Source organism: Streptomyces sp. NPDC044704 (genome assembly GCF_056433525.1).
Map to the genome: position 1 here is coordinate 1 of NZ_JBWKGY010000034.1, position 23,454 is coordinate 23,454.

The 23,454-nt window shown below is 67.8% G+C and carries 23 protein-coding genes and 2 CRISPR repeat arrays (1 of these 25 only partly in view); of the genes, 9 read left to right on the forward strand and 14 right to left on the reverse strand.

The annotated features are described in order from the left end of the window. The first annotated feature begins 56 nt into the window (after window positions 1-56). Together AC07B0_RS38785 and AC07B0_RS38790 are read left to right on the forward strand one after the other, a co-directional pair. Window positions 57-299 (forward strand): hypothetical protein, encoded by a 243-nt coding sequence (locus AC07B0_RS38785; protein ID WP_478900376.1) that lies wholly within the window; start codon window positions 57-59, stop codon window positions 297-299. A gap of 298 nt (window positions 300-597) precedes the next feature. Next, entirely contained in the window at window positions 598-1,518 is a 921-nt protein-coding gene (locus tag AC07B0_RS38790; RefSeq protein WP_478900377.1) for a hypothetical protein, read from the forward strand. Window positions 1,519-1,607: 89 nt separating this feature from the next. On the opposite strand, the gene AC07B0_RS38795 is transcribed toward AC07B0_RS38790, so the two are convergent. Continuing rightward, window positions 1,608-1,811: a hypothetical protein gene (locus AC07B0_RS38795; RefSeq protein ID WP_478900378.1), complete on the reverse strand. Its 204-nt coding sequence runs from the start codon at window positions 1,809-1,811 to the stop codon at window positions 1,608-1,610. Here AC07B0_RS38795 and AC07B0_RS38800 point away from each other — a divergent pair. Then, window positions 1,789-2,028: a JmjC domain-containing protein gene (locus AC07B0_RS38800; protein ID WP_478900380.1), complete on the forward strand. Its 240-nt coding sequence runs from the start codon at window positions 1,789-1,791 to the stop codon at window positions 2,026-2,028. The two genes, AC07B0_RS38795 and AC07B0_RS38800, sit on opposite strands and share 23 nt — an antisense overlap. Window positions 2,029-2,232: 204 nt before the next feature. Here the strand turns inward: AC07B0_RS38800 and AC07B0_RS38805 are convergent, their stop codons facing one another. From AC07B0_RS38805 to AC07B0_RS38815, 3 genes are read right to left on the reverse strand one after another with little or no spacing between them, the layout of a single operon-like run. Then, a complete protein-coding gene (locus AC07B0_RS38805) occupies window positions 2,233-3,873 on the reverse strand; it encodes a zinc finger domain-containing protein (protein ID WP_478900382.1) in 1,641 nt (546 codons plus the stop codon). An 18-nt stretch (window positions 3,874-3,891) separates the two neighbouring features. Beyond that, window positions 3,892-4,830 (reverse strand): hypothetical protein, encoded by a 939-nt coding sequence (locus tag AC07B0_RS38810; RefSeq protein ID WP_478900384.1) that lies wholly within the window; start codon window positions 4,828-4,830, stop codon window positions 3,892-3,894. After that, window positions 4,827-5,366 (reverse strand): hypothetical protein, encoded by a 540-nt coding sequence (locus AC07B0_RS38815; RefSeq protein ID WP_478900385.1) that lies wholly within the window; start codon window positions 5,364-5,366, stop codon window positions 4,827-4,829. Before AC07B0_RS38815 ends, AC07B0_RS38810 begins: the two co-directional genes overlap by 4 nt. 466 nt (window positions 5,367-5,832) lie before the next feature. Here AC07B0_RS38815 and AC07B0_RS38820 point away from each other — a divergent pair, with 466 nt between their 5' ends. Continuing rightward, window positions 5,833-6,831 (forward strand): hypothetical protein, encoded by a 999-nt coding sequence (locus AC07B0_RS38820; protein WP_478900387.1) that lies wholly within the window; start codon window positions 5,833-5,835, stop codon window positions 6,829-6,831. A gap of 71 nt (window positions 6,832-6,902) precedes the next feature. Here the strand turns inward: AC07B0_RS38820 and AC07B0_RS38825 are convergent, their stop codons facing one another. Next, window positions 6,903-7,484 (reverse strand): Uma2 family endonuclease, encoded by a 582-nt coding sequence (locus AC07B0_RS38825; RefSeq protein WP_478900388.1) that lies wholly within the window; start codon window positions 7,482-7,484, stop codon window positions 6,903-6,905. Between the two features lie 104 nt (window positions 7,485-7,588). Here AC07B0_RS38825 and AC07B0_RS38830 point away from each other — a divergent pair, with 104 nt between their 5' ends. Then, a complete protein-coding gene (locus tag AC07B0_RS38830; protein ID WP_478900389.1) occupies window positions 7,589-7,954 on the forward strand; it encodes a hypothetical protein in 366 nt (121 codons plus the stop codon). Between the two features lie 165 nt (window positions 7,955-8,119). Here AC07B0_RS38830 and AC07B0_RS38835 read toward each other — a convergent pair whose 3' ends face one another. Then, a complete protein-coding gene (locus AC07B0_RS38835; protein WP_478900391.1) occupies window positions 8,120-9,700 on the reverse strand; it encodes a hypothetical protein in 1,581 nt (526 codons plus the stop codon). Between the two features lie 948 nt (window positions 9,701-10,648). Between AC07B0_RS38835 and AC07B0_RS38840 the strand changes: the two genes are divergently transcribed. The 4 genes from AC07B0_RS38840 (at window position 10,649) to AC07B0_RS38855 (ending at window position 13,466) form a co-directional block, all read left to right on the forward strand. Beyond that, complete coding sequence (locus AC07B0_RS38840) at window positions 10,649-10,921, forward strand: hypothetical protein (protein ID WP_478900392.1); 273 nt, start codon at window positions 10,649-10,651, stop codon at window positions 10,919-10,921. 164 nt (window positions 10,922-11,085) lie between these two features. Next, the gene (locus AC07B0_RS38845) at window positions 11,086-12,180 is read left to right on the forward strand and encodes a helix-turn-helix domain-containing protein (RefSeq protein WP_478900393.1); all 1,095 of its coding nucleotides are present in this window, start codon (window positions 11,086-11,088) and stop codon (window positions 12,178-12,180) included. Beyond that, window positions 12,177-12,581: a hypothetical protein gene (locus tag AC07B0_RS38850; RefSeq protein WP_478900395.1), complete on the forward strand. Its 405-nt coding sequence runs from the start codon at window positions 12,177-12,179 to the stop codon at window positions 12,579-12,581. Before AC07B0_RS38845 ends, AC07B0_RS38850 begins: the two co-directional genes overlap by 4 nt. 171 nt (window positions 12,582-12,752) lie before the next feature. Next, window positions 12,753-13,466, forward strand: a complete 714-nt coding sequence (locus AC07B0_RS38855) for an HNH endonuclease family protein (RefSeq protein ID WP_478900396.1) — start codon at window positions 12,753-12,755, stop codon at window positions 13,464-13,466. Window positions 13,467-13,616: 150 nt separating this feature from the next. Beyond that, window positions 13,617-14,706: a CRISPR direct-repeat array (repeat unit 30 nt; unit sequence GTTGTGACCCCTCGGAGGGTCGATGAGGAC). A gap of 141 nt (window positions 14,707-14,847) precedes the next feature. Here AC07B0_RS38855 and cas2 read toward each other — a convergent pair. From cas2 to AC07B0_RS38895, 8 genes are read right to left on the reverse strand one after another with little or no spacing between them, the layout of a single operon-like run. Further along, a complete protein-coding gene (gene cas2 / locus AC07B0_RS38860) occupies window positions 14,848-15,111 on the reverse strand; it encodes a CRISPR-associated endonuclease Cas2 (RefSeq protein ID WP_478900397.1) in 264 nt (87 codons plus the stop codon). Between the two features lie 7 nt (window positions 15,112-15,118). Then, window positions 15,119-16,099 (reverse strand): type I-B CRISPR-associated endonuclease Cas1b, encoded by a 981-nt coding sequence (cas1b, locus tag AC07B0_RS38865; protein WP_478900398.1) that lies wholly within the window; start codon window positions 16,097-16,099, stop codon window positions 15,119-15,121. Window position 16,100: 1 nt separating this feature from the next. Further along, a complete protein-coding gene (locus AC07B0_RS38870) occupies window positions 16,101-16,598 on the reverse strand; it encodes a CRISPR-associated protein Cas4 (RefSeq protein ID WP_478900400.1) in 498 nt (165 codons plus the stop codon). Next, window positions 16,595-19,027, reverse strand: a complete 2,433-nt coding sequence (gene cas3 / locus AC07B0_RS38875) for a CRISPR-associated helicase Cas3' (protein WP_478900402.1) — start codon at window positions 19,025-19,027, stop codon at window positions 16,595-16,597. Before cas3 ends, AC07B0_RS38870 begins: the two co-directional genes overlap by 4 nt. Before the next feature lie 47 nt (window positions 19,028-19,074). Then, on the reverse strand, window positions 19,075-19,737 hold the full coding sequence (gene cas5 / locus AC07B0_RS38880; RefSeq protein ID WP_478900403.1) for a CRISPR-associated protein Cas5: 663 nt from the start codon (window positions 19,735-19,737) through the stop codon (window positions 19,075-19,077). Continuing rightward, the gene (gene cas7i / locus AC07B0_RS38885; protein WP_478900405.1) at window positions 19,734-20,759 is read right to left on the reverse strand and encodes a type I-B CRISPR-associated protein Cas7/Cst2/DevR; all 1,026 of its coding nucleotides are present in this window, start codon (window positions 20,757-20,759) and stop codon (window positions 19,734-19,736) included. Before cas7i ends, cas5 begins: the two co-directional genes overlap by 4 nt. After that, window positions 20,756-22,162: a hypothetical protein gene (locus tag AC07B0_RS38890; protein ID WP_478900406.1), complete on the reverse strand. Its 1,407-nt coding sequence runs from the start codon at window positions 22,160-22,162 to the stop codon at window positions 20,756-20,758. The genes cas7i and AC07B0_RS38890 overlap by 4 nt, the downstream gene beginning before the upstream one ends. A 38-nt stretch (window positions 22,163-22,200) precedes the next feature. Further along, the gene (locus tag AC07B0_RS38895; RefSeq protein ID WP_478900408.1) at window positions 22,201-22,692 is read right to left on the reverse strand and encodes a CRISPR-associated endoribonuclease Cas6; all 492 of its coding nucleotides are present in this window, start codon (window positions 22,690-22,692) and stop codon (window positions 22,201-22,203) included. A 651-nt stretch (window positions 22,693-23,343) separates the two neighbouring features. Next, window positions 23,344-23,454: direct repeats of the CRISPR family, unit length 30 nt; unit sequence GTCCTCATAGACCCTTCGAGGGGTCACAAC (it continues 1,242 nt past the right edge of the window).

The window sequence follows — 23,454 nt, forward strand, 5'->3', positions numbered from 1 at the left end:
CGGACAACGCTTCCCACTCCAGATCCGACAGTTCATGACGACGCACCATGCGGCACATGATCCCCCATCAGAACCCTTTGAAGACAGTGCCTAAGCCCACCGGCGGGAAGGCCACCGCCTCCGGAAAGACCGCCACCGCGAAGAAGCCGGCGGCCAAGAAGCGGATCCGGTCTAACCCCAAGCACGACCTGGAGGGCTTGTCGAAGGCCGACCTCTACAAGAAGGCGGCCGCCGCCCAGCTCCCGGGCCGCTCGCACATGACGCGCGACGACCTGGTCAAGGCCCTCTCGCGCGCTTGACGCCGAATCCGAACCGTGGGGGCGGCGGGGCTGTTGGTCAGGGCCAACCCCGATCCCGCGGCAGGAACATGCTCACTCACCCGATGGGGGCAACCCTCGCCGTGGTGCCTTGATCCGTTGGCGCACCACGGATTTCATCTGCGCGGGCTCGTGAACGCCCGGCCGCGCGATGGAAGACGCCCCCGCACCCTTTCGCCGAGGACCGGCCAGAAGCATCACCACCCCTACGACACCTGCTGACCCACCTCACCTAAGCGCTCACCGCCGGGGGCCGGTGTGGCGCGGAACAGCGACCACGATGCCTCAGGCCACCCTGGCCCTCACCGAAAACCGCCGCCGCTGCACCGGAGAGTCCCACCAAGCCCTCCACGCTCTTCTCCCCAGTGCCGACCAGCCGCTCACCATCCCCGCGGCCCGTCACCCGGAGCAGGCACAGCTGGAGGCCTCGGTCTTCCTCGCCTGCTGCAAGATCGGCAGCCTCTCCGAGCACCCCCTAGGAATCGTCCAGGTGCGCCCAGAGGAAGACCAGCTCACTCTTCGTCTGCTCGACGAGCCGTACGTCGTCCACCACTGGGCCGAGTTCCTCCTCCCCCGCCTGTCCTGCGAGGAAAGCGACCACCCCCTGGACCGCGTCTTGGGGGTCGCCGGCCTCCGCTACCGCCGCGAAAGCGGCAGCATCAGCCTCTACCGCCCCGGCGCGCCAGCCACCATCTTGCTCACCGGCTTCAACCCGCGCTGGTGGGAACGGATCGCCGACCGGCTCACCACCGACTACGGCCTGCTCCAGCAAGAGCCGGACTGGACCCCCACGGAGCGAACCGCGTACACCGCAGCCGTGAACTCCCCCTTCGAACCGCCGTCGCTCTTCTCACCCCTGCTGCGCCGCATCCGGGCGACAGCCGGCAACGGCCCGTTCAACGGCACCGATGCCTGGCACGCGGTCGGCGGATCCTTCCGGCTGGAGACCACCGACGGACCGCCGTGCCCCGACTTCATCCGGCTCCTCGGCGACGGCCCCACCGGCTTGGGCTGGAAAGTCCACCACAAGAGCTGCACCTGCCTGTGCGACCACACCCACTCCGGCATGGGCTGCACCATCGACTTCCTCGAACCCACCACGGGCCAGTCCGTGTACTACTCCAACCTCAAGTGGAACCGCACCCACAGCGACCGCCGCAGCCAAACCGTCACCGACCTGAACCGGCTGGCCTTCGCCTGATCCCGCCAGATCTACGCCCGGCGCTCAAAGCCACTCACCGGCCGCCGTTTCCAATGGAAACGGCGGCCGCGCCTTTCACTACATGGGCCTCAGGCGAGGGCGTCACCGAGCAGTCGGCGCGAGGCACCGTCCAGGTGCTGGTGGAGCAGTTGGGCGCGGGAAGGCACCAGGCCGGTCCGGTAGGCGGACGGCAGCCGGTCGTAGACGGCGGCTGCCATCGCGGCGGCCGCGCCCGGGTCCCCGTCGAGCCGTAGGCACGCGGCGGTGTCCATGGCGATCAGGGCGCGGGTCATCACCGACGGTGAACTGGACGTCGAAGCCCCCGAGAAGCCCGTGGGGCCGCCGCTCGCCGACGTGATCCTGCAGGCCGGGGACATGCTCTACGTCCCGCGCGGCTGGTGGCACACGGTGGCCGCGCCGCCGGGCCACGTTCGAGCCTCCAGCGCTGACCGCTCTCCTGGACGGCGTCCGCGCGGCTCACCAGGCGGAGAACGGCCACGCTGGCCATAGCCGGATTCCTGACGCGGTGATGTGGCCGAGGACCGCGGCCTCCTCCATGCCCGAGCTCATCCCCCACCCTTGACCAGCCGCACGGCAAAGGCGGGCGCGGCCGTTTCCACTGAAAACGGGCCCCGCGATCACCGAGACACGTTCGGCCAGGCGGGTTTCCCACCGCAGGCGCATCCGCTGGGTGGTCGCGTCAGGATCATGTACTCATGGACGGGGCTCTTGCTGTTCGGTGAGTTTCCTGGCCTGATTGGAGCGCGCGGAGTGGGGTTCGCCAGGCGTGAGGCACCAGGCGCCGGCTTCCTGGCCGCAGTCGGGGCAGGGCACGTCGTACGCTTGCCACACGGTCCGGGCTGCAGTGTGCTGTTTCTGCTCTTTGAGTTCATCGATGTGGGGATTGAGCCGACGGGCGTGCGGTGCTTGCCGTATGCGTCCAGCACGCGGCCCACTATCGATCGCGCAATGCTGGCCGCGGTCCGCCCCGCACTGGGGGCACGGCCTGGTTTTCCAGTACGCACGGTTGACCTGCTGGTGTGGCGGCATGCGTTCTTGTGGGCTGAGCGGTGTGACCGGCCGGGGCGGGAAGGGCAGGTACCGCAGGCGCGTACTCCACAAAGTGAGCTGAGCCTGCCGGTGCTCCCCGAGCTTGCCAGTCCCGGTGGCTGTCTGGAACAGCGCCTGGACCTTGGACTTCAGGTGCCACGGGTCCTCGTTCGCAGGGAGGCTGTTGATCTCCTCGAGGAGGGTGTCCAGGAGTGCGAGCTTGGCTGCCTCGGCGGCGGCCAGGTAGGCGGAGGCTTCGCGGACCGTATGTTCCTCCTCCCTGCTCCTGCCGTCCCGGGTGCCCGCCTTGATCTCCGCCAGGACGGCCTTGACGCTCCCGCTCTTCTGAGCGGCCACGGCCTGACTCAGACGGGCGAACAGCTCCCGACGGGCCTCCGTCTCCTTCTCCACCCAGGCCAGGGCGCTGCGCCGGGCGGCGTCCAGCCGACGCTGAAGCTGCGGGCTCACCCCGGCCAACTCGGTAATCTCGCGGCACACCTCTTCCGCCAGGTCGGTGGACACGGTCCGGCGGGCGTAGAGCAGTCTGCGCATCAGCTCATGCGCCTGCACGTCCTGCGCCGGCTCCTCCTGCTTCTTACCCGGAGTCCACCGAGTGGAAGGGGGCGCGCTCCGGTCGTGGACGATCCGCTCGACCGCCGGGGTGGACAGGCCCCGGTCGGTGATCTCGCATTCGTCCAGGGCGAACCACTCGGTGGGCCGGGCGAATGCCTCGGTGCCGATCCGGACCCGGCGGGCGGTGCCTGCGCTGTCCAGGCAGATGCGGTGCACATACCAGCGGCGGATCAAGGTGTCGCGGTCCACCGGCACCGACATGCTCAACACCGGCTCACTGCCTTGGTCCCAGACCGGAGCGACCGCCTGGTCCAGGTGCACACGCAAGCCGCCGAGCTTCCACTGGATGTCCACCACGGAGCCGATCGGCGCCCCGTCCGGCCGCGCGAAGTCGAAGCGGGCCTGCTCGCCCTGGCCCTGTAGCCAGGACGAGGCCGCGGACTTCACGTACAGGTGGTCGGCGCTGGCCACACCCCTCGCATGGCGACCGCATTCGTGAACCAGGCCGTCCGCGCCCGGATGGTGCGCGAAGTGGCAGACCCGGTCGGTGTACAGCTTCGTCGTCAGCCGGCCCCCGCAGCCGCCGAGCAACAGCCCGCACCAGAAGGTGTCGTCCCCGTGCCGCCGGCGGAAGGCGTCCAGCTCGATCGCCTCCAGCGGCAGCATCAACGGATCTTCCGACTCCGCGCCGCCCAGCACCGCGGTCTGGATCTGTCGCCTGTCACTCCGCACGGACATCCCGACCCTTCGCTACCAGTACCGCAGGTCCTGGGCCAGTTGCTTGTACCACTCCGCACGGCGCCCCGTACGACTGGCCGGCTTGTCCCCGAGAGCCACCACGGAGTCCGTGATCCCGTAGACCAGCCGGTAGAGCAGCAGCCCAGTGGCCGTCTCCACCCACTTCTGGGTCCTGGACGCCGGAGGAACCGATCCGAGGACCGTCGCGAACCACACCGGCGGCAGAGCCCGCGCGCTGACCGCGTCAGTCAGCCGGCTGCGCAGCGCCAGCAGCAGCTTCTGCTCGGCCTTCTCCCCCGCCGCGATCACGCCCTGCTTCTCCGCGCGGACCTTCGCATCGGCCGCCAGGGCCCGCTTCGCCTCTGCCGCCGGATCTGCCTGCCGGTCCAGGTCCTGGCTCAACCGCCGCTCCTGCCCCAGGGCCTGCCCGAGCTCCGTCACCGCCGCCGCACGCTCACGGGCGGCACCCGTACCGACCAGCTTTCCCACCGCAGCGATCACCTCTGCGCGATGCTCCTGATGCTGAACGATCGAAGCCCCGAACCTCTGCACCCGCTGGCGATATGCCGACTGCTCGTAGTCGCCGAGCAGAGCGTCGCGGGCCTCCCAGCCGAGGCTGACCGCCCGGGCCAGCTTCCGCTGCTCGGCGGTGAACGAGTCCAGATCAGCGCGCTGGGCCCCGCCTGCGGCCAGCAGCTGCCCCTCCAGGAGCCGTACTTGCCCGACCAGCCGCTTCACCGCCCGATCGGTGTCCCCGACGTGGTCGTTCAGCTCGGTCTCGAGTTCCTCGAGCTTGCTCTCCGCGCTGCTGACATCGCTGCGGATGTCGCGGAGCTCGTAGCCGAGGTCATCGGTATCGCCGAACTTCCCGTTGAGGCTGCTCAGGTCACTTTCCAGGGAGTCGACCCGGTGATCCAGGTCCCGGATCTGGTGGTCGTAGTCGCCGGTCACAGGGTCCGTCCCTTGGCTGCCTCGGTGCCGTCCGATGCCACACCGATCACGAACCAGCCGGCCAGGATGGCGATGATGAACCACGCCGAGAGAACGCCCAGACTCACGAGCGCAACCAGCATGCACAGCGCGTGCAGGGCGGCCGCGACCTTGGCCTGGGTGGCATGCCGGGCGGCGGTGACCTTGCGGGTGCAGCCGCCCAGGGTGGCCAGCAGATGCGGAACGAGGACCACCAGCCACCACGCCGTGTTCCCCAGGAGGAACACAGCCGCGATCAAGACGGCAGACGCTGCCGCCTCCGCGCGCCACGACCACCGCACGAACTGCTCGCTGCGCTTGCGCTTCGGCTCGGCAAGCCGGGCCGGCAACTGGTTCTCGAAGTCGATGAGCCGCGCGGCCTCCGCCACCAGCTGCTCGTACTCCGCATCGAACTCGAGGTCGTCCTGGTCCAGCCGGACCACCCGCGCGTGCCGCTCTCTGAGCACCCGACGCAAGTCCTGATGCTTTTGGTTCAGCTCGCGTTCCGTACTGCCCACAGCTCCCCCACCCCCGCGCTTCCCAGCCCGTCCACACCACCGACCGCGACCGTGATCGGAAGTCTCAAATCGGACCGAAATTACTGGCCACCGGCACGCCCCGCTGGATCTTCCTGAACAGTGGCCGGATCCGGCCGCACACTGTCCACGAACACCCTCAGGCACTGGGCCAGCGCTGTTCACGAGCTACGCGTCGGCCCGACCACGCGTAGTTCCTGCGGACGCGACGAGAAGAGAGAGCGCGCAGTGGCCTCCGGAGGCCGTGGCGACGATGTGCGGTCCGAACAAGCAGGCAGCCCCAGGTCACCCAGCAGCGCCTGCACGATGAGCTGGCCGTCAACCGCGGTCGCCTGCTTCCCCTCATCCGCGCGACGGCACTGCGCCGAACCAGTGAGGTAGGACCATGAAAGCCTGTGGCCAGGCGCCATCGTGGCTGGTCACAGAACCTAGGCGGGGAGCACACGGCATGACGTTCGAAGCGGTCACCCTCGACATGGCCACCACCGAGTTCCCCTCCCTCGATGAGATCGACTCAATGAGGGAGGCGCTACTGCGAGAAGTGATGGAGTCCGGTATCACCGCAGTGGCTGCCGTCGTCGGGGTGCCTGCGGAGAAGGTCACCGCTCAACTGCTCAAGACGACGGGTATCAAGGTCCTCCAGGCCGCTGACGACCAGGACCTGCGGGAGGCCCTCCGAGTATTGCGGACCTGGCTCAACACGCCGGCCTCGTACGCACCCCCTGCTTCCCGGCCGCGGATTCAACGCCCTGAGGGCATCGGTCAGCTACCGGTGCCCCGAACAGTCAAGCAGGCCAGCGCGGACACCACCTGTGGCCTGTGCGCCGACCAGGTCAAAGCCGGCAACCTCATCGGCCGGGTACGCGACCCCAAGGACGCCCGTACCTACGTGGCGATGGGCTGGCTGTGCCACCACTGCCTCTACGAACGGCGCCAGAACCCACGGCGCCGTGATGTCCTCCTCCGAATCTTTCACCATCTCTTCGCGAGCAGCGCAGTCGACCTCAACGCCTTCGAGTGCGCCGTTCTCCACGCATGGATCACCGAGGATCCGACCGTCACCACCTCGGTCCCGTGGAGCAGGGATCCCCTCCATTCCACCCTCACCCGCCTTCAGACCAGCACCGAGGAGGGGAAGGCAACCACGTGGATCGCATTCCCCACGGCCCTCACCATCGTCGCCGTCCTGCAGGCGAGCAGCACAACCCGTGAGGCATCCCCGGCGGAGCAGGACCTCCTGAACGCCGTGGCTCAGCACTTGGATGAATGGGACAAGAATCCGCACGGTGTAGAGGCCCGGAAGTACGGGACGGGCCCGGGGTATCGCAGCCAGGTCCTCAAAACGACGGACCGGCCGACCGTGCTTTCAGTCCGCGGAGGCCCATTCGATCTCCACCAGGCACCCGCTCGGGCCGCCGACCAGGCCAGCGAGGACAACGGCAGCTGAGGGCCGAGTGCTGCCGATGAAGGCTGCTCCGGTGCTGCCGTTTCCAATGGAAACGGCAGCGGGGCCTGCCTTTAGCCTCGCCGCTTGGGCTGAGTGAGTCCGGCCGGGTCGATCTCGAAGGGGAACGGCGCCTCAACACGGCTTGTGGCGCCAGGGAGTGCGATCGTCTTCTCGACGTACCGACCGGCGGCGAGCTCGCTGACGATCAGGCGCGGGGCCGGGTCGAACTCGAGTCGCCAGTAGTGCTCGATGCCCGCCTCGGCGTAGAGCATGGGCTTGAACTTGCGGTCCATGGTCTTGTTGCCGGGCGAGACCAGCTCGACGATCAGCTGTACCGCTTCGGCGTCGATGCTGACGCCGTCCTCGGCGGTCGCGCCGGCGTCGGCGACGACGATGTCCGGCACGACCAGCCCGGACGGCAGGATCACGTTGATCGCCTCCAGCACCTCCACCGCGGCGCCGGCGGCCTGGGCCGCCGCGTCGAGCGCGACGTGGAGTCGGTAGCTGGCCCGCTGGTGACGCAGGCCGGGAGCGGGGGACATCACGAGCGACTCACCAACAAGTTCGTAGCGGTGCGAACGGTCTTCGGCCAGAGCCAGGACCGCGTCGACGGTCCAGGGCCCGTGGTGCTGGGCAAGGCTGGCAATGCTCATGTCCCCTTCACCTCCTCATCGCCTACCACCAGTGTGGACCAGGGGAAGGGCTCTCGTGCACAGTGCTGTGGGTCGTAGATCCGAGGCCGACCTTCGGCTGCTGGGTGAACCTGCTCGACAAGGGCGGCACCCGTGGCGACGGCCCTTACCGGAAGAACGTCGACTACGACTCCACACTCTGGCGCAAGGCACTTCACAAGGCGTTTCCGCACAGCGGCGGCAAGCGGGCCACCGTCTTCACCACCGCGAGCCATGTACGTTCCCTGCGCAACCGCGCCGCCCACCACGAACCGCTGATCGCGGGCGTCCCTCTCCCTGGCCAGACCGATCGCCGCGGCCGAACCCGCCGCCTCACCCTTCCCGAGGCTCACGCGGAGGTTCTGCGCCTGGTCGAGTACATCGACAAGGACGTCGCTACCTGGCTGGGCCAGACCAGCCGCGTGCCCGAGCTGCTGCAGAACAGGCCGTGAGTCGGGCAGCGCTCCGGAGGCCGGCGCAAAGACGGCGGCGCGGAGCGCCGGATCCTTCCGCATCGCCTCAGAGGACGGCATTGGGAGCCCGCCCCTTGAACGCCAGCCGACCAGTCGCCGCGGCCCGGGAAAATCCGGGTGCCCCCTGCAGTCCGGTACGACGGGCTACGCCGCCTCGGTCATGTCCTCGGGTTCCGCCGGGCGGGTCTGCTTCTTGAGCTGCATGCGGGCGTTCACCAGGTTTTCGCGCGGAACAGTCGCCCAGTGGGGGTGATCGACAACTGCGGTTGACAGCTCCCGGAGCTCCGCCCGCATTCGTTCGACCGTTTCCTTCTGCTCGTCGCTCCAGCCGGGGCTGTCAGGCACGTCACCGCGGTGGGAGAACCGCTCGCCCCGCTTCCAGCCGGCCATGGGCTCCACACTCCAAGGCAGGTCGGCCAGGTAGGCGCGGTGTTCCGCATGGGCGCGGTGGAGGCGGTCCTGGAGCTGGAGGAGATCGTCAGGGAACGAGGGCTCGGCGTCAGTCACTCCGATATCGTAAACCTGTTCGATTTCTGTGGGGAAGTCGACGTTCTGAGCCGTCACCTGTTCGGGCTCCGGCTCGCCGGTGCCGACTCCGGCAGCGTCCGAGGACATCACGGGCGTGACCTTCACCTCGCGGTGGCCGAGGAGGGGCTGGGTCTCTCGTCCGGCGGGCTTCACGGGAGGCGTCGTCTGGGGGAACGGCTGGGGCGGGATCGGCGCGATCGCTACGGGCGCTCCGCCAGGGACCGGGTCGGCCAGGGTCGCTGTGGGCCGGCACGTGGGCCGGTTCGGGCTCGACTTCGAGGGGGCATCGTCTTTCTGGGGCGGAGGTATCGTAAGGACGCCTTCCTGGAGTTCGGTAAGCCGGTCGCGGTCCTCGTCCGTCACCCAGAACTTGTCGATCTTGGTGCCCCTGCGGTACTCAACAGGGACGATCGCTCCGGCCGCCGTCTGGCGCACGAGATCGTCGAACAGGACGTCCCGCGGCTTGGGAGTGGCGTGCGGCTTGCCGCATCGGCGGACCCCGTCCGGGCACGGATAGACGGCCCGCAGGTCGCAGACCCAGAATTCCATGGCTCGGTAGCCGGAGATAACACGAAGGTCGCCGATCTTGGCGATGACGTGGGCGGGCAGGTCGTTGCTCCGGGTCCACTGCGTGTCGCTACGGCGCGCGTAATCAGCCCGGTCGGTGTGCCAGGCCGGGATGATGCCCTGCTTCGCCGCCTTCGCTGCTCGGGCTTTCACACTGGCAGGCCCATCCGCGCCGGCCGAGGACAGCTGGACTTCCCACCCGATGCGCCTTCCGCCCTCCCCCTCGATCAGGGTGTCGGTCTGGATCCAACTGCGACCCACCGGCGTGCGGACCTCGCAGTCGCCATGAAAGCCACCCTCTGCGGCCGCGCGCAGGATCCGTTCCTGATACGCCTTGTGCTCATCGCTCATCGGCGCCTTGTGGCGCTCCTCGTCTTCCTTACGCTCGTGAACGGCTTCGCGACGGCCGTTGGCCTGCTGCCGCAAGTACATCCAGGCGACTACGCCGGCTTCCCTGCAGATGCCCCCGCACTGCAGCTCCCTCTCGGAGACAGGTACGTTGCGCTGGGCCAGGATCCGGTCCGTCCGGTACAGATGGCCCCACAGGTCACCGATCGTGTCCTGCCCAAGGTTTTCCTGCTTGAGATCAAGAAGCATCCTGAGCTTGGTATGCCAGACGATGTTGGCCACGGCGTGCCCTCCCCCTGACGGCGAACCCTGCTGTCACGGTAAAGGGCGGTACTGACACTCCGACAGGGTGCGTGCACGGCAAGCAAATGACTCGGGAAGAAGTGACAGTCGGAGCGCACCTGGCCCGTAATGGGCGTGGTCGACGACCGCATGGAGGGCTCGGGCTCGGCCGTCGTCCGGATCGAGGGTGAGCTGCTCGTTGGCCCAGGTCTCGGGGTGGAGGTCCTGAGTATGCAGGCTGATGTCGTGGACGCGTGCCCGTTGGAGGCCGAGCACGTCGTAGAGCTCGTACGTGGTGTCGGCGAGCGTATGAGTGCGGGCTCCGGCTTCGATGAGGATCCTGCGGTGGGTATTGGTGGTCCGGTCGGCGCCGGGGCCGGGGAGGGGCAGTCCGCTGGCGACCTGCTGCCTCTCGCAGCCGCGCCGCGAGTTCCTAGGTCCTGCTGAGCGCGGCCCGCCTGTGCTCGTCCGGGTCGAGGACGTCGTGCTCGAAGGTTGGCGGGGAGCGTGTGCTCCGGTTCACGCGCCCTGGCGGTGGGGTGGCTGGCCGTAGCGTCGGTCACTCGTGGGTGCTTTCGAGGCCGAATCGGGTGCCACGGCGGGTGACATGGTGATTCCGGATCACGCCACGATCCATTACACATGCCACACCGATTGTCGTTCTGATGCATGATCGGATCGTTGTTGTTCGAGTGTGATCGCAGAGTGCTTGTGCGCTTGATTCGATGCGGTGGATGGGGTGAACAGGGGTTTGTGTGCCCGACTGGGCGCATGCGGCCATAACCCTTTGTGCGCGTGGCGCTGCGCAGCGCTCGGGGGTTATCGTCCCGCTCACCGGTATATGCCGGAAACGACAAGGCCCTGGCGGGGGCGTCCAAACCACAGCCAGGGCCTTGTTCAACTGTGCGACTCCGATCGCGCTACACCTATGCCCTGAGGGAGCACTACGTGCCGTACAACCGTAATCGCCGCCAACGTCCTTTACGGGCGCCGGAATCAGGTGCCGACGGTATCATGACCCCTTTTGCATCAGGGGAAACTTGCACGGCCGATGACTTGGCGGTCACGGCGGGCGGCGGACTGTACATCGTGCTGCCTGTACTGCCGATCGTCCTCATCACAGGGGTCAACGACCCTGCGGTCCTCGCGGCTTTGGCCATGGCTATTTCGGTGATCACGGCGGGCAGCCAGCTCGCCTACAAGCGGGTTCGCCAGTTCTGAAATTCGCCACCCCATGCCACCGGCCCACTCACCCGGGCCGGTGGCCTATGCCGGCTCACCATGCCCGATCACGCTGCTGCGCAGGGGTTTTACCTCTCCAGCGGCCGCACGGACCGCAGCGGCCCACCTAATTCCCTGACGCTTTCCCCCGAAAGGGGCACTCGATGCCCAGCCCCGCCCAGCGCAGGCAGTTCCGCAAATGCGCCCAGTGCGGCAACGCGTACTCCGTTCCCGTCGGCCCCGGCCGGCCTCGAACCCACTGCTCGGAGAAGTGCCGCTACGCCTCCCGGAACTCAGGGCCGCCCGACCACTCCGAACAGGACCAAGACCTCGAGGCCGCCACCCACGACCTCCAGCTCGAGGTCACACGCCTGATCTCCCAGCAGCTAGCCGAACCGCGCACCCCGGACATCCTCCGCCGACTCCTCACCATCGAGAGCCTCGTCGAGGACACAAAAGCCGCCGCCGTCGCTCGAGGCCGCGCCCGCGGCGACTCCTGGAAGGACATGGCTGACGGCTCCGGTCTGAGCGCCGACCATCTCCGCAAACAGTGGACACCGGACCGGGTCGCCCGGCGCCTGGCCCGCGTCCGTACCGCCCGTGCCGCCCGCCCCGCTTCAACCCTTCCCAGCCTCCGTGCCCCCGCCACCCCGCCCGACGGCGACGCCGCCAACGACCACCCCCTGCAACCACCCCAGAACCCACGCCAGCAACTCGCCTCCGCCCTGTCCTTCCTCCAGCGAAAGACGATGCGCACCATCAAGGAGACAGCCATGGACATGGGGATCTCCGCCTCCCACCTGTCCCGCCTGGTGGGCGGGAGCCGCAGACCGTCCTGGTCGGTCGTCCTGCAGTTCGCCGCGGCCGTCGACACGGACCCGACCGTTCTGCGCGTCCTGTGGGAAGCAGCCCAACGACCCCCCAGCCACGCCCCCGCCCCACCGCCCTCCGATCCGTGCACCGCAGCCCGTCAGCTCCGGCTCTCCCTCAAAAGCCTTCACCTGGCCGCCGACAGCCCGGACCTGTGGACCATCCGGCAGATCTGCGGCTCCAGCCTCGGCCGACGTTTGAGCGTCGGCGAGGTCGCCCGCATCCTCAACGGCGGCCACGTCCCCGACTGGGAGACCACCGCCCGGATCATCCTCGCCCTGCGCGGCCGCCCCGCCGAACTCCGACCCCTCTGGCAGGCCACCCAGCCACGGCCGACACCGGTCGAACAAACCCCCGCCGCCGGAGCCGAACCGGAGCCCGCGCCATGAACCCACGCCCCAGCACGCATCACCTGGCCTTCGAAGCCTTCCAAATCCTCCAGCACGCTCACTACACCGCCTACGCCCGCGCCCACCTCGACCCCCACGACGCGGAACGCGCCGTCCGTGAAACGTTCGCCTCCATCCTGGCCGCCTGGCCGGACATCATCACCGACCCCGCCCCCACCCAACAGGCCTGGCAACACTTGCGAGCCCAGGTCCAACGCCACGCCGCGCCGGCCAGTCCGCCCGCGGCATGCGCCGCCGACCGCGACGACATCCGCACCCTGGCAGCCCTGGGCTACAGCACTCAGGACAGTGCCGCCCTCACCGGCCTGTCACCCGGCAAGGTCCGCTCCCTGGAACGCTCCGCAGCCCACCACCCGGACCGATATCCGCCGGGCACGTGACATCCACCTCCCCGGCCACCGCCACCTTCTGACACAGCTCGTTGGCCCCCGCAGAGCCAGCCAACGGCCCGAGCATTCGTGATCGTTTCTGCGGTGAAAGCCGCGCCCACCCGAGTGAGCCGCACCCACGAAACCCTTCGGCGAGACGGCTGGCCCTGCTAGAACTCCGGCGTGATCAAGAACCTCGTGCACCGTGCTCTGCCCGCGCTCGCCCTCGCCTCCCTACCCCTTCTCGCCACCAGCGCCTCCCCGGTCGCCGCGGCTTCGCTCTCCCCAGCCCACCCGGCCGCCGGGGCTCCCGCCGCGCTCGCGCCGATGGCGTTGTTCGATGCGATCGACCAGATCCCGGCCGCGGACGAGCAGCGCGAAGGCTACGAGCGGGACCTGTACAAGCACTGGAACAAGGGGCTCAACGCCACTGACGGCTGCGACACCCGCCGTGAGGTGATCCTGTCCGAGGCGCGCCAGGCTCCGGCCGTGGCGGCCGGGTGCAAACTGTCCGGCGGCGTGTGGGTGTCGCCGTACGACGACGTGACAGTGACGGACGCGGCCGGCCTCGATGTGGACCATTTCGTACCTTTGGCAGAAGTTCACGACTCGGGCGGCTTCGCGTGGGACGCGGCTCGGCGTGAGGCATACGCGAACGACCAGGCCTCGCCGGCCACCCTGATCGCGGTCACCGCCAAGTCGAACCGATCCAAGGCCGACAAGGACCCGGCACAATGGCTTCCCCCGGCGGGCGGCTACCACTGCGAGTACGCGGCGCAGTGGACCGCCACCAAACTCCGGTGGACCCTCGCGGCCGACGACGCCGAACGCCAGGCTCTGCTCGGCATCGCCGAAGACTGCCCGAACACCACCGTCGTATACGAGACAGCGCTCTGACTGGCTTCCTGGACCCATGCCCGACCGCTGGCCCCCACTTCGCCGAGGATCGCAGTCGGGCGAGCCAGCGCAACCGCCACGTGAAAGGAGACCCAAAGGGTCGATGAGGACACGCCGCGCCGCCGGCGACGCCTTCCGCATCGACGACGGGTTGTGACCCCTCGGAGGGTCGATGGGGACGGCGGCGCAGGCCCTCCGTATCGGATCCCGCTGGACGTTGTGACCCCTCGGAGGGTCGATGAGGACGGATCGTGTTGGGCTCAGGCGCGTTCCCCCGCCGTGTTGTGACCCCTCGGATGGTCGATGAGGACTCCCCGTCAAGGAGAACTTGATGTCAACCGCCACCATGTTGTGACCCCTCGGAGGGTCGACGAGGACGCGCGCGCCTACGCCTGGGAGCTGGACGCCGCGGCGTTGTGACCCCTCGGAGGGTCGATGAGGACCCATGACCGTCACCCACTTCACCGCCTGGCTCGTCAAGTTGTGACCCCTCGGAGGGTCGATGAGGACCCCATCCTCAACCCCGGTGAGAGGCTGCGCCTCTAGTTGTGACCCCTCGGAGGGTCGATGAGGACGACTCCGCTGATGGTGATGACCGCCTCGTCGGTGTGTTGTGACCCCTCGGAGGGTCGATGAGGACGTCCTCGATCACGGGGACGAGGCTTCCGGCGTAGAGTTGTGACCCCTTGGAGGGTCGATGAGGACCGGAGCAGCGCACCGCACCGGCGGAGCTGGACCCGGCCAGTTGTGACCCCTCGGAGGGTCGATGAGGACGCCGTCGCCGCCGGGATCGTCGCCCAGACGTTCTTCGGGTTGTGACCCCTCGGAGGGTCGATGAGGACCCGGGTCCGCTCACAGCTCGAAGCCAAGCTCATCTCGTTGTGACCCCTCGGAGGGTCGATGAGGACGCGCCCGCCCACCGCGGGTAGCCCTCGACACGTCACGTTGTGACCCCTCGGAGGGTCGATGAGGACTCGACTGGGAAGGGTGGGGCCGCGCCCCGTACGGCTAGTTGTGACCCCTCGGAGGGTCGATGAGGACCCCGCGTCAGCGACCACCGCGCCGAACCGACTTCTGCGTTGTGACCCCTCGGAGGGTCGATGAGGACCGCTGGTCGCCAGCGGCAAGGCCGCGTGATGTTCACGTTGTGACCCCTCGGAGGGTCGATGAGGACCCGACGCAAGCGTCAGCCATCGGAGCCCAGGGGCTCGTTGTGACCCCTCGGAGGGTCGATGAGGACCCCAGGGTAAAACTGCAGCCCACCCGGCTTGTTCCGGAGGTCCAAGGGGCCGTTTCTGCAGCAGACCTCCGGTCTGTTGCTGAGCCTGGTGTGGCGCTGAAGTTTGCGCTATTGCCTCGAGCATCCCGCATGGTTTCTCCGTCACAGGATGTCGCTTGGTGCGGGTTCGGCTACTCCCCATTCGAGGCGTTGTGGCACGGTACCGTGTGGGAAGGTATAGACGAGAACATTGTCGTAGTTCAGGTCGAGGACTGTTTCGACTGCATTCCTGAAACGGCGGAGCTGGGCGTCGCTGAGGTGGCCTTCGAAGACGCTGCGCTGGACGTGGTGGAGGTATTGGCGGCAGGTTCGCAGGATCTTGGAGTTGCGTTCGGCGAGTGTGTCGTAGACGACGACTACGTACATGTGGCGGTCACCACCAAATTCGGAAGGGCTTGTAGGGGGTTCCTTCCAGGCAGTGACGGGTCAGGGCCAGTGCGTCCAGGTAGAGCAGCTCGTCGTAGGCGACGTTTCGGCCGAGGCTGCGGTGCGCGACGGTGACGGCGAACTCGTCGCGCACGGTCTGGACGACGAGTTTGCGACCAGCTTCGCTGAGCATCGCTTGGTTGCTCTCGCGGTCGAAGTGGTGCTCCTTCAGCTGGTTGCGGCCTGCCATGCGTAGTAGGAGCCGCTCGGCGAAGAGTGGTTTGAACATTTCGGCCAGGTCGAGGACCAGGGAGTGACGCTGGCGTTCCATGCTGCTGTGAAGAAACGCGATTCCGCTGTGCAGGGGGGTGAGGCGTACGGCGGTGAGGACTCTTGCGTACGTGATGCCGTTGACGTAGCCGATGAACGCGTTTCCTGCATTCTTGGGTGGGCGTCGGCTGCGGCCGCCCAGTTGCAGCCAGTCGGGGAGTTTAGTGTCGATTACTTCCCAGGCGGAGCGGCGGAAGGTTCCCTCTGCGCCCATGAGCTGGGCCTGGCTCTCGGCTGCGCTGATGGAGTTCTGGAGGACTGTGTAGGGGCGGGAAAGGAGTTTGCGGTCGACGACGCGGCGTACGTTGAATGCGGTGGAGTCGACGATGCTGCGAGAGATCTCAAGGCTGGCCTTGGGATCCTGGGCCTTTTCTGCCTGGGCCAGGACTGTCTCTCCGGAGGTGCTGGTCTCCGAGGTGAGCAGGGAGCCGGCGTAGTCCCCGTAGTAGCTGAGGATGTGGATGTTGATGCGGTGCTGGTTGAGCAGCGAGATGACTGCGGTGTTGATGTCAACTTCGGCGCAGGCGATGACGTCGCGGACGTCGGTAACGGGTATGTGGACGTTGCCATCGGTTTCGCGCTCGACGATGAGCGACTGGTCTTTTCTGCGGATCCGGCAAGGGCTGGTCAGCCAGTATGTACGAGCAGCGGCGGGCATCTCACTCCGTCCAGCAGTAGTCGGTGAAGCTGCAGCCTCGGCAGGCGGAGCGGACGAGCCGGTCCGGGGAGTGCTCCGCAGCGGCGACGGCCAAGACGTCGGCGATGTCTGCTTCGGCTTGGGTCGCGGCTTCGGGGGTGTAGGGGAAGCGCTGGATACGCCGGGTTTTGGGATAGTGCAGGACAGCGCCTTGGGTGTCGATGCCCACGCGGGACAGCCTGTGGCAGTAGTGGCGGCCTTGGGCCTGGTCGGCGGGGCTTGGGCGGGAAGAGGACTTGACCTCATGGACCCAGTGCGCGCCGTCGATGAAGTCGAGTCGGGCCGCGCCGAGGTCGACGGGGGTATTGCGGGTGTAGGAAGTGTCGTGGACGGCTTCACCGAGCTGGACGGTGCCGCTCAGGTGTTCGGGCCGGATTCCGCGCAGGTATAGCCATAGCTGGCGGCGGCAGTGGTAGAGGTACTTGACGTGGACGCCTCCGATGTCCTGCTCGTCGATCACAGGACCTCCCCGGCCCGGTAGGTGTATTGGGGCAGTCCGCGAACGGCGGTGAGGCCGTGGTCAGGGTGGTAGTCGCCGTCGATGATGCGGATTTTGAGCCGCTTCTCGTAGCGGCTGAGGGCGCCGGCCCAGTGGGGCATGGGGATGAGGTATTCGTCCGCGAGGAGCCGGCCGGCCCCGGAGCGGCGGTCGCCGGTTGCGACCAGGGCGGCGGCATAGGCGTCTTGGTCTTGGGCGAGGATCGCTTCGGTTGCGTCGAAGAGTTCGTCGAAGGTTTCGGCCAGGGCGCTGCGGTCTTCGAAGGGGTAGCGGAACTGGAGGAAGGCGCGGTCGAAGCTTTCCCGGCGTTCCAGGACCTCTTGGCGCCACTGCATGCCCCAGTCGGTGGCGTAGACCTCGTCGAGCCAGGCGGTGGCGTCCAGCTCGTCGACGGCACGGCCTTGATGGCGGGTGAGGATGTTCCACGCGGATTGAACTGGCTCGCGCGGGTAGATGCCGTCGGCGTACTTCCCGGGCTGTCCGCGGCGGGTCGTCCAGACGGGATGGTGGACGATGACGTCGGCGGGCGGGCGGGCGCCGATGCGGTTGATTCGCCCGAAACGCTGCAGCAAGGCCTCGAGGGGTGCCGCACCGGTGAACAGGACGTCGAAGTCGACGTCGAGGCTGACCTCGACGACCTGTGTGGCGACGAGCAGGCCCACCTGACGGCTGCTTTGCGCTTCGGGTGCGACGGTACCGAATCGATCAGCGATCTTCTTCTCTATGAGGGAGCGGTCCATCCTGCGGAACCGTGAGTGCAGCAGGAGCGCGGCGTCCTGGCCGTGGTGTTTGCGGACGTCGGGGGCGAGGTCTTCGTAAAGGGCGGTGGCGTGGGCGACGTTGTTGGCGATGACCAGGACGGACTCCCCTCCCGCCAGCCGCAGCCGGATCTCCGCGAGGGTGGCGGGATCGGTGAGGTGATGGTCGCGCGCATGCAGGAGGTGTCGGGCCGGCAGGCCCAGGTCCGGGGTGTCCACCCGCGTGGTGGGCGCGGCGAAGGTGTCCTCGAACAGGCCGGCCAGGGCTGCGGGCAGGGTTGCAGACAAAACGGCGATCCGTCCGCCGAGGCGTTCCCACAGGCGGGCGCTGGCGAGGATGTAGCCGAGGCGGCGGGCGTCGTAGGCGTGGAGTTCGTCGAGGATGAAGACGGAGTTCGCGGCGTCGATAAGGATCCCGGAGTGGGCCGGTCCCGCCAGGGCTGCTCGCAGGAGCTGGTAGGGGGTGGCGACTCGGACGCTCTCGTGGAACAGCTTGGTGGCCGCGGCCCGGGACAGTGCTTTGGCGGCGGCGTCGACGCGGCACGGCTCGCCGTGTTCATCTTCCTCGTCGCCGTCCTGTGGGGCGATGGCCTGGGCGAGGTGGTATGAGGCAGCGCGGGAGTGGGCGACGCCCACAGCCTGGCGGTCGCCGAGGGTATCGCCCAGCCGTGTGGCCATGGAGTTGATGGACGCCAGGTACGGGAGCGTGAAGAACACCCGCGGGACGCCACACCCTGCCGCCTTCATTCCTTCGACCTGGGAGGCGGCCCACAACAGGGCAGCCTCGGTCTTGCCACTGCCGGTCGGCCCGCGCAGCAACAGGTGCCCGGTGACCTCCGCGGCCTGCACTTGGTGAGCGCGCAAAGTTCTGCCGCGGTCGACGAAGTCCTTCTCCAGCCGGGGACGGAACGCAACGTCCAGCGGCTGGACCGTGGACAGGTTTTGATGGGCGGAGGACAGGTGGTCGGAGAGGGTGACGGCACCCTGCAGGAGAACGGCGGCCAGGCCCTCCTCCCGACCGACACGATCCGCCCAGCGGTCCAGGACCTCCTCCAGCATCCGGTGGGCACCGCTGACCAGCCCGACGGCATCGAGCGTGTCGTCGACTGGGCGGGCGGTGGCCGGGAGACCGGCCAGGGTGGCGGTCTCGCGAAGCCACGCCTCCAGGGCGGGGGCGGCGAGTGGGTCGAATGGGCCGAAGCGGCGTCCCAGTCCGGTGGCGGTGACACCGCCGTAGAGGGTCTCGAGGTCGCGTCCGTGTTGGCCGGTGAGCGGACGATGGTGGGTGGCGACGGCGGTCGCCACCCACGACAACACTTCGGGGTCATCGATGAGCCGGGGCAGGAAGCCCAGCGAGGCCACCTCGTGACGCTCTCCCCACGCCCGAACGTGTCCCGACAGCATCCGCTGGAATCCTTCGGGAATCTTCCCGGCGTCATGGGTGAGACCGGCAAGCTCCACAACGATCCAGAAGGTGTCGTCGAAGAACTCCTCGACGACACGCAGTCGGCCGACGCGCTGCCGCAGCCGGGCAGCGGCAGCGCGTGTGTCGGCCAGGTGGGCTGTGAGGAGTTCGGCGGGACGGGTACGTTGGGCGCTTTTGGCCCGCAGCGAGGACAGGATGTCCGTCATGGTCGCGAGGGGATCCAAATCTGGAGTGCGGCCAGGTGCCTGGGTTGTCAGGAATCCGGGACGGTGTCGGGATGGGTCGGTGGCAGGAGGATCACGGCCTGCCCGGTGTCGGTCGACCAACTGCCGCCGACCGGGTGGTCGGCGCGACCAGAGCCGTCGAAACGGTAGGTATCCCACCGGGTGCGGTCCCGGCCGACGCGGATCGCCGTGGGAAGCCTCAACAGCGTGCCCGCTCGCCCCGCCTCATCCGGCACAACTGCACCACGCTGAACACCGGGCTCACGACGGAGCGACACCACCTCGGTACGGATGCCGACCAAGTCCTGGCTGCGACCCAACCGCAGCGGCCACACCGGCCTCCGCAGCCGACCCCGCCATCCCTCAGGATCCTCCAGCAGCCACACGGTGAGCTCGGCGTCGGTGAGGAACTCCCGATTGCGCGGCGCCGGGAAGGTCTCCTTCCCCGCCCCGTCCAGGGGGTGGTACGTCTCGAAGTCGACCGCCTTCCCACCGGCATGGAAGGCCATGGCGAAACGCAGCCCCGGATCGACCCGCGACCACCCCCCGGCCGCAGCGGCCAGCAGACCACCGACGGTGGCCGGCGGCGGACAGGGCAACGTGACCTGCACCCCGGCATACAGCGGATTACGAAACGACACCACAGGCGCCGTGACCGTGAGCCGCAACGCAGTGATCACCGTGCCACTCACGCCGCGGGGTCCTCGAACCACGCGTCGTGGGCACCCTGCTCGATACGATCAGCCAACCCGTTCAGCAGCACACGGGGATGATCCAGAACCACACGGCCCTCGTCGATCAAATCCTTCAGCTCACGACGAACCCGCTCACGCTGATCACCGAGAAAGCCCGGCGCCCAACCAAGCAGCACAGGACCATCCAGCTCATCGGCCCAACCATCCAGCTCCTCACGCAAAACCTCCGCCTGGAACACCGGCTTGCCATCACGGGCGGCCAGGACACGGGTGAAGGGATTGACGCCACCCTTGAGCGGAGCCAGCACAATCAGCGAAGGCGTCCGGTCCCCGTAGTGCAGCGCCTGCTTGGCCCCACCACGCACCGCCGCCAGCGTACGCAGCAGCGTCGCGACCCTTCGGTGACGCTCGGCCAGCGGCAGCCGGATCGCCGCGGTCCCGCGCAAGGTCACGGCCTCGGCTCCATTCTTGCGGGCCTCGTCGGCGGCCGCGGGGCTGACAGCCACCCGCAGCCCGTTGCCGTCGGTCTCGAAAACCCCGACACGGGGCAAGTCAAGCAACAGGTCACCGGCCAGAGTGGCGCTGTACAGCTCGTGGGAATGAAGAACGGGGTGCTCACCGGCCGGGAAGTCACGGCTCATCGTGCCGAAGTCCAGCGTGGGCCGCTGCGGCACCACCGAGACCAGGGTCCCGGTGGCCAGCACGGTGTCGCGCTGGTAGCTCTCCTTCTTCACCGCGACCATGTACCCGAACAGATCGTCGTCCAGGTGCAGGTCGGGGCGACCCGCGGTGTGCGCCTGCTGCTTGGCACCGCTTCCGGAGCGAGTGACCGCCGAACGGGACTCCTGCAAAGGTAACGAGTCACGCAGCCACCGACGGAAAGCCTGCGCGGACACGTACGGGAACTCCTCCCGCCCCACCCGCAACTTCTTCACACGTCCGGTGTTGTCCTCGCCCTCCCCGTTGTTCGGGGCACCCGCCACCACATCCAACACGATCTTCCCCACCAGGAAACTCAACGTACTTCCTCCCCTTCGTCATCAGTGATGAACGTGCTGTCGACGGCATCAAGATCCCCACCGTCGCTCTCGTCATCGGTGACACTCGCCGCGTCGTCCGCCTGCCAGCCGAGCCGCGACAGTTCCTCCAGGACTCCGACCAGGAGCAGGTCCCGATGGAACCAGGCCGGATTGTCCGAACCAGGATCGAAAAGCAAAGCGAAGGCCCGCTCGGTCACCAGCGGCCCCCCACCACCCTCGGGAGGCCTGATGGCCCGCCGAACCCCCTGATCGGTGAGCCAGCGCCGCAACTTCGGCGAATCCTTGAGCAAGGAGCGGAACTGCCGGAGCTTGCCCCCAGAGCTCTCCTGACCGAGCAACTGCCCGATCCGGACGGCAGTCGCCCGGATCTCGGACAGATCCTTCTCATTCATCAGCATTACCTCGGTGACGAAGGAATAGAGCACGGCAACCAGGTCGGCCACCCGCTCACGATCAGGGGCCCCACCGGCCACCAGCCGACCCACATGACGCGCCCCGCTACCAAGAATCCGTTCCGGCTCCCGGAACGCATTGCGGGCCAAGGCCACCACACCCGGATCCACCTTGGTCGCATGTGCCTGCAACAAAGCGGTGAACCCGCGCCGCAACCCGGGATCCCGCGACGTGCTCCGCAACCACTCGGCCAACGACTGCTCCAAGCCGTGCCGCTCCAGCGACTGACCCCGGTTGTTGTTGTTGAACACCAGCAGCTCCGCCCCACCGGTGACCCGCTCGCTGTAGCGCCGCAACGCGGTCAGGGCGACAACCTCACGCACCTCCGTCTGCCGCCGCGCAGGATCACCCGTCTCCGCCAAAGGCAAGTTGCGCTCCACCTGACGGGTTACCGCACGCCTCAGGAACCGCTCGTCCCAGCTGTGCACGGCGATCGACGATCCTCCGGTGAGCTGACAGCCGTAAGGCAGGGCATGGAAGCTGGCACGGCACGGATGACACAAAGCCATCCCCTCATGGCCGCGAGGCACGTTGTTGCGGTAGGCCTCACTCTCCGCCAGCGCAACATCGACCTTCCCGAAAAACCCGACCGCCTGCCGGCCACACAAGACACACCCGGCCTCCGGCCAGGACTCGGGAACAGGCAAACGCCGCCACCCACGGATTGCATCCCGCACCGCGTCATCGGACTTCTTGCCGTTGCCCGGATGGTTCATCGGCGAGTTCGGAAAGAAGGAATAGCTGACCTTCAACCAAAACCCACTCGCCCCCTTGCTGTCCCGGACCAGCGCAGCAGCGACCGCATGCTGGGTGACCTGCTCGACCGCCTCGGCGAACCCTGCCGATGCAAGATTCTCCGGGTGGTCATCGCCGGCCAGCGCAGCGATCGCGTACGCCCCGACCCGCTGCAGCGGATGCGCGGTGAGCACCAACCGAGACTGCGCCTCCAGGCTGGACCCTAAGGCGCTCATGCCGCGATCCAGCCGAAACCAGCCGAATTGGCCTGACCCAGTCCCCAGCTCCACAAGGCCTGCAAAGTCTCCGGAGCCCCGGACACCTCCACCTCCACCGCAGCACCGGGCTTCACCCCCTGACCCACCCGAAACCCCCGCTTCGGACCAATCCAGGTCACGGACTCCAAACTCACACCCGGATCGATCCCCAAGCTCTCCGCCTTGCGGCGCAAATTCCCCTGAAAATAGCCGGCCCACTCAGGATCCACCGGCAGCAACCAGTCCTGCCGGGTAGCCCGCACCCCGTCCTCACCACGCCCCGAACCCTTCATCACCACCGGCGTCACCGTCCGCAACACAGCCCGCCCCGAGGAATAGTCCGGCGGACTCAACGCGGTAATTCCCGTCAGACGCAGTGCGACCCCGCCCCAGTCGATCAGCTCCCGCCGGCCAAAGCCGACAGCGAGAACCTCCACGACCTCCGGCAGAGGACTGCCGAACTCCACCGTCCCGCTCCCGCCCGCCGCATACCGGCCAGGCCTGCGCCGAGCCGCAGCGAACACCGGCGCCCCATGCCCGAACGGCACCATTCCATGAACACCATGACCCTCACCATGTAATCGCCTCCCCAACTCGGGGGCCAGACGAGCCAACACGTCATACACAAGCCCACGCCCCGGAGCAAGAACCACCTCCCACGGCAGCTCAGAGGCAGCCGTCGTCACCGCCAAGCACAACCTCATCCACACGCTCCCCACCCATAGACATCCGTCAACGCAGGAGCCGCTGACGCCGCTCCCTACACGCGGCCGAAGCCTAGACACCGCCACTGACAACCCCGCGTGGCACTCACCCCCCGACCGCTCCCAGACAAGCGGAACTACCCCGGCCCTAGTCACCACAATGAGGAACCAACGGCCACCGCTACGGTCATGATTGCGCGCTCAACGCGAAGGAGGACGGGAACCGACATGATCCAGCGCCTGGACCCGAAAGAAGCGTATTGTTCCCCCACCGTGGGAGCGAACCGTTGGATCACGGGGGCCGCTGATACCTTTCAGCGCCACGCCGGACTCGGTGACACGACCGGAGGTTCACTGCAGAATGCAGGCCCTCATCTGGACGAACAACGCTGTAATCTGCAGCTTTACCCTGGGGTCCTCATAGACCCTTCGAGGGGTCACAACCGGTCGTGGTCGCCCGGTGACCTCAGCCGGCCGACGCGTCCTCATAGACCCTTCGAGGGGTCACAACTCGTCGTCCAGGTC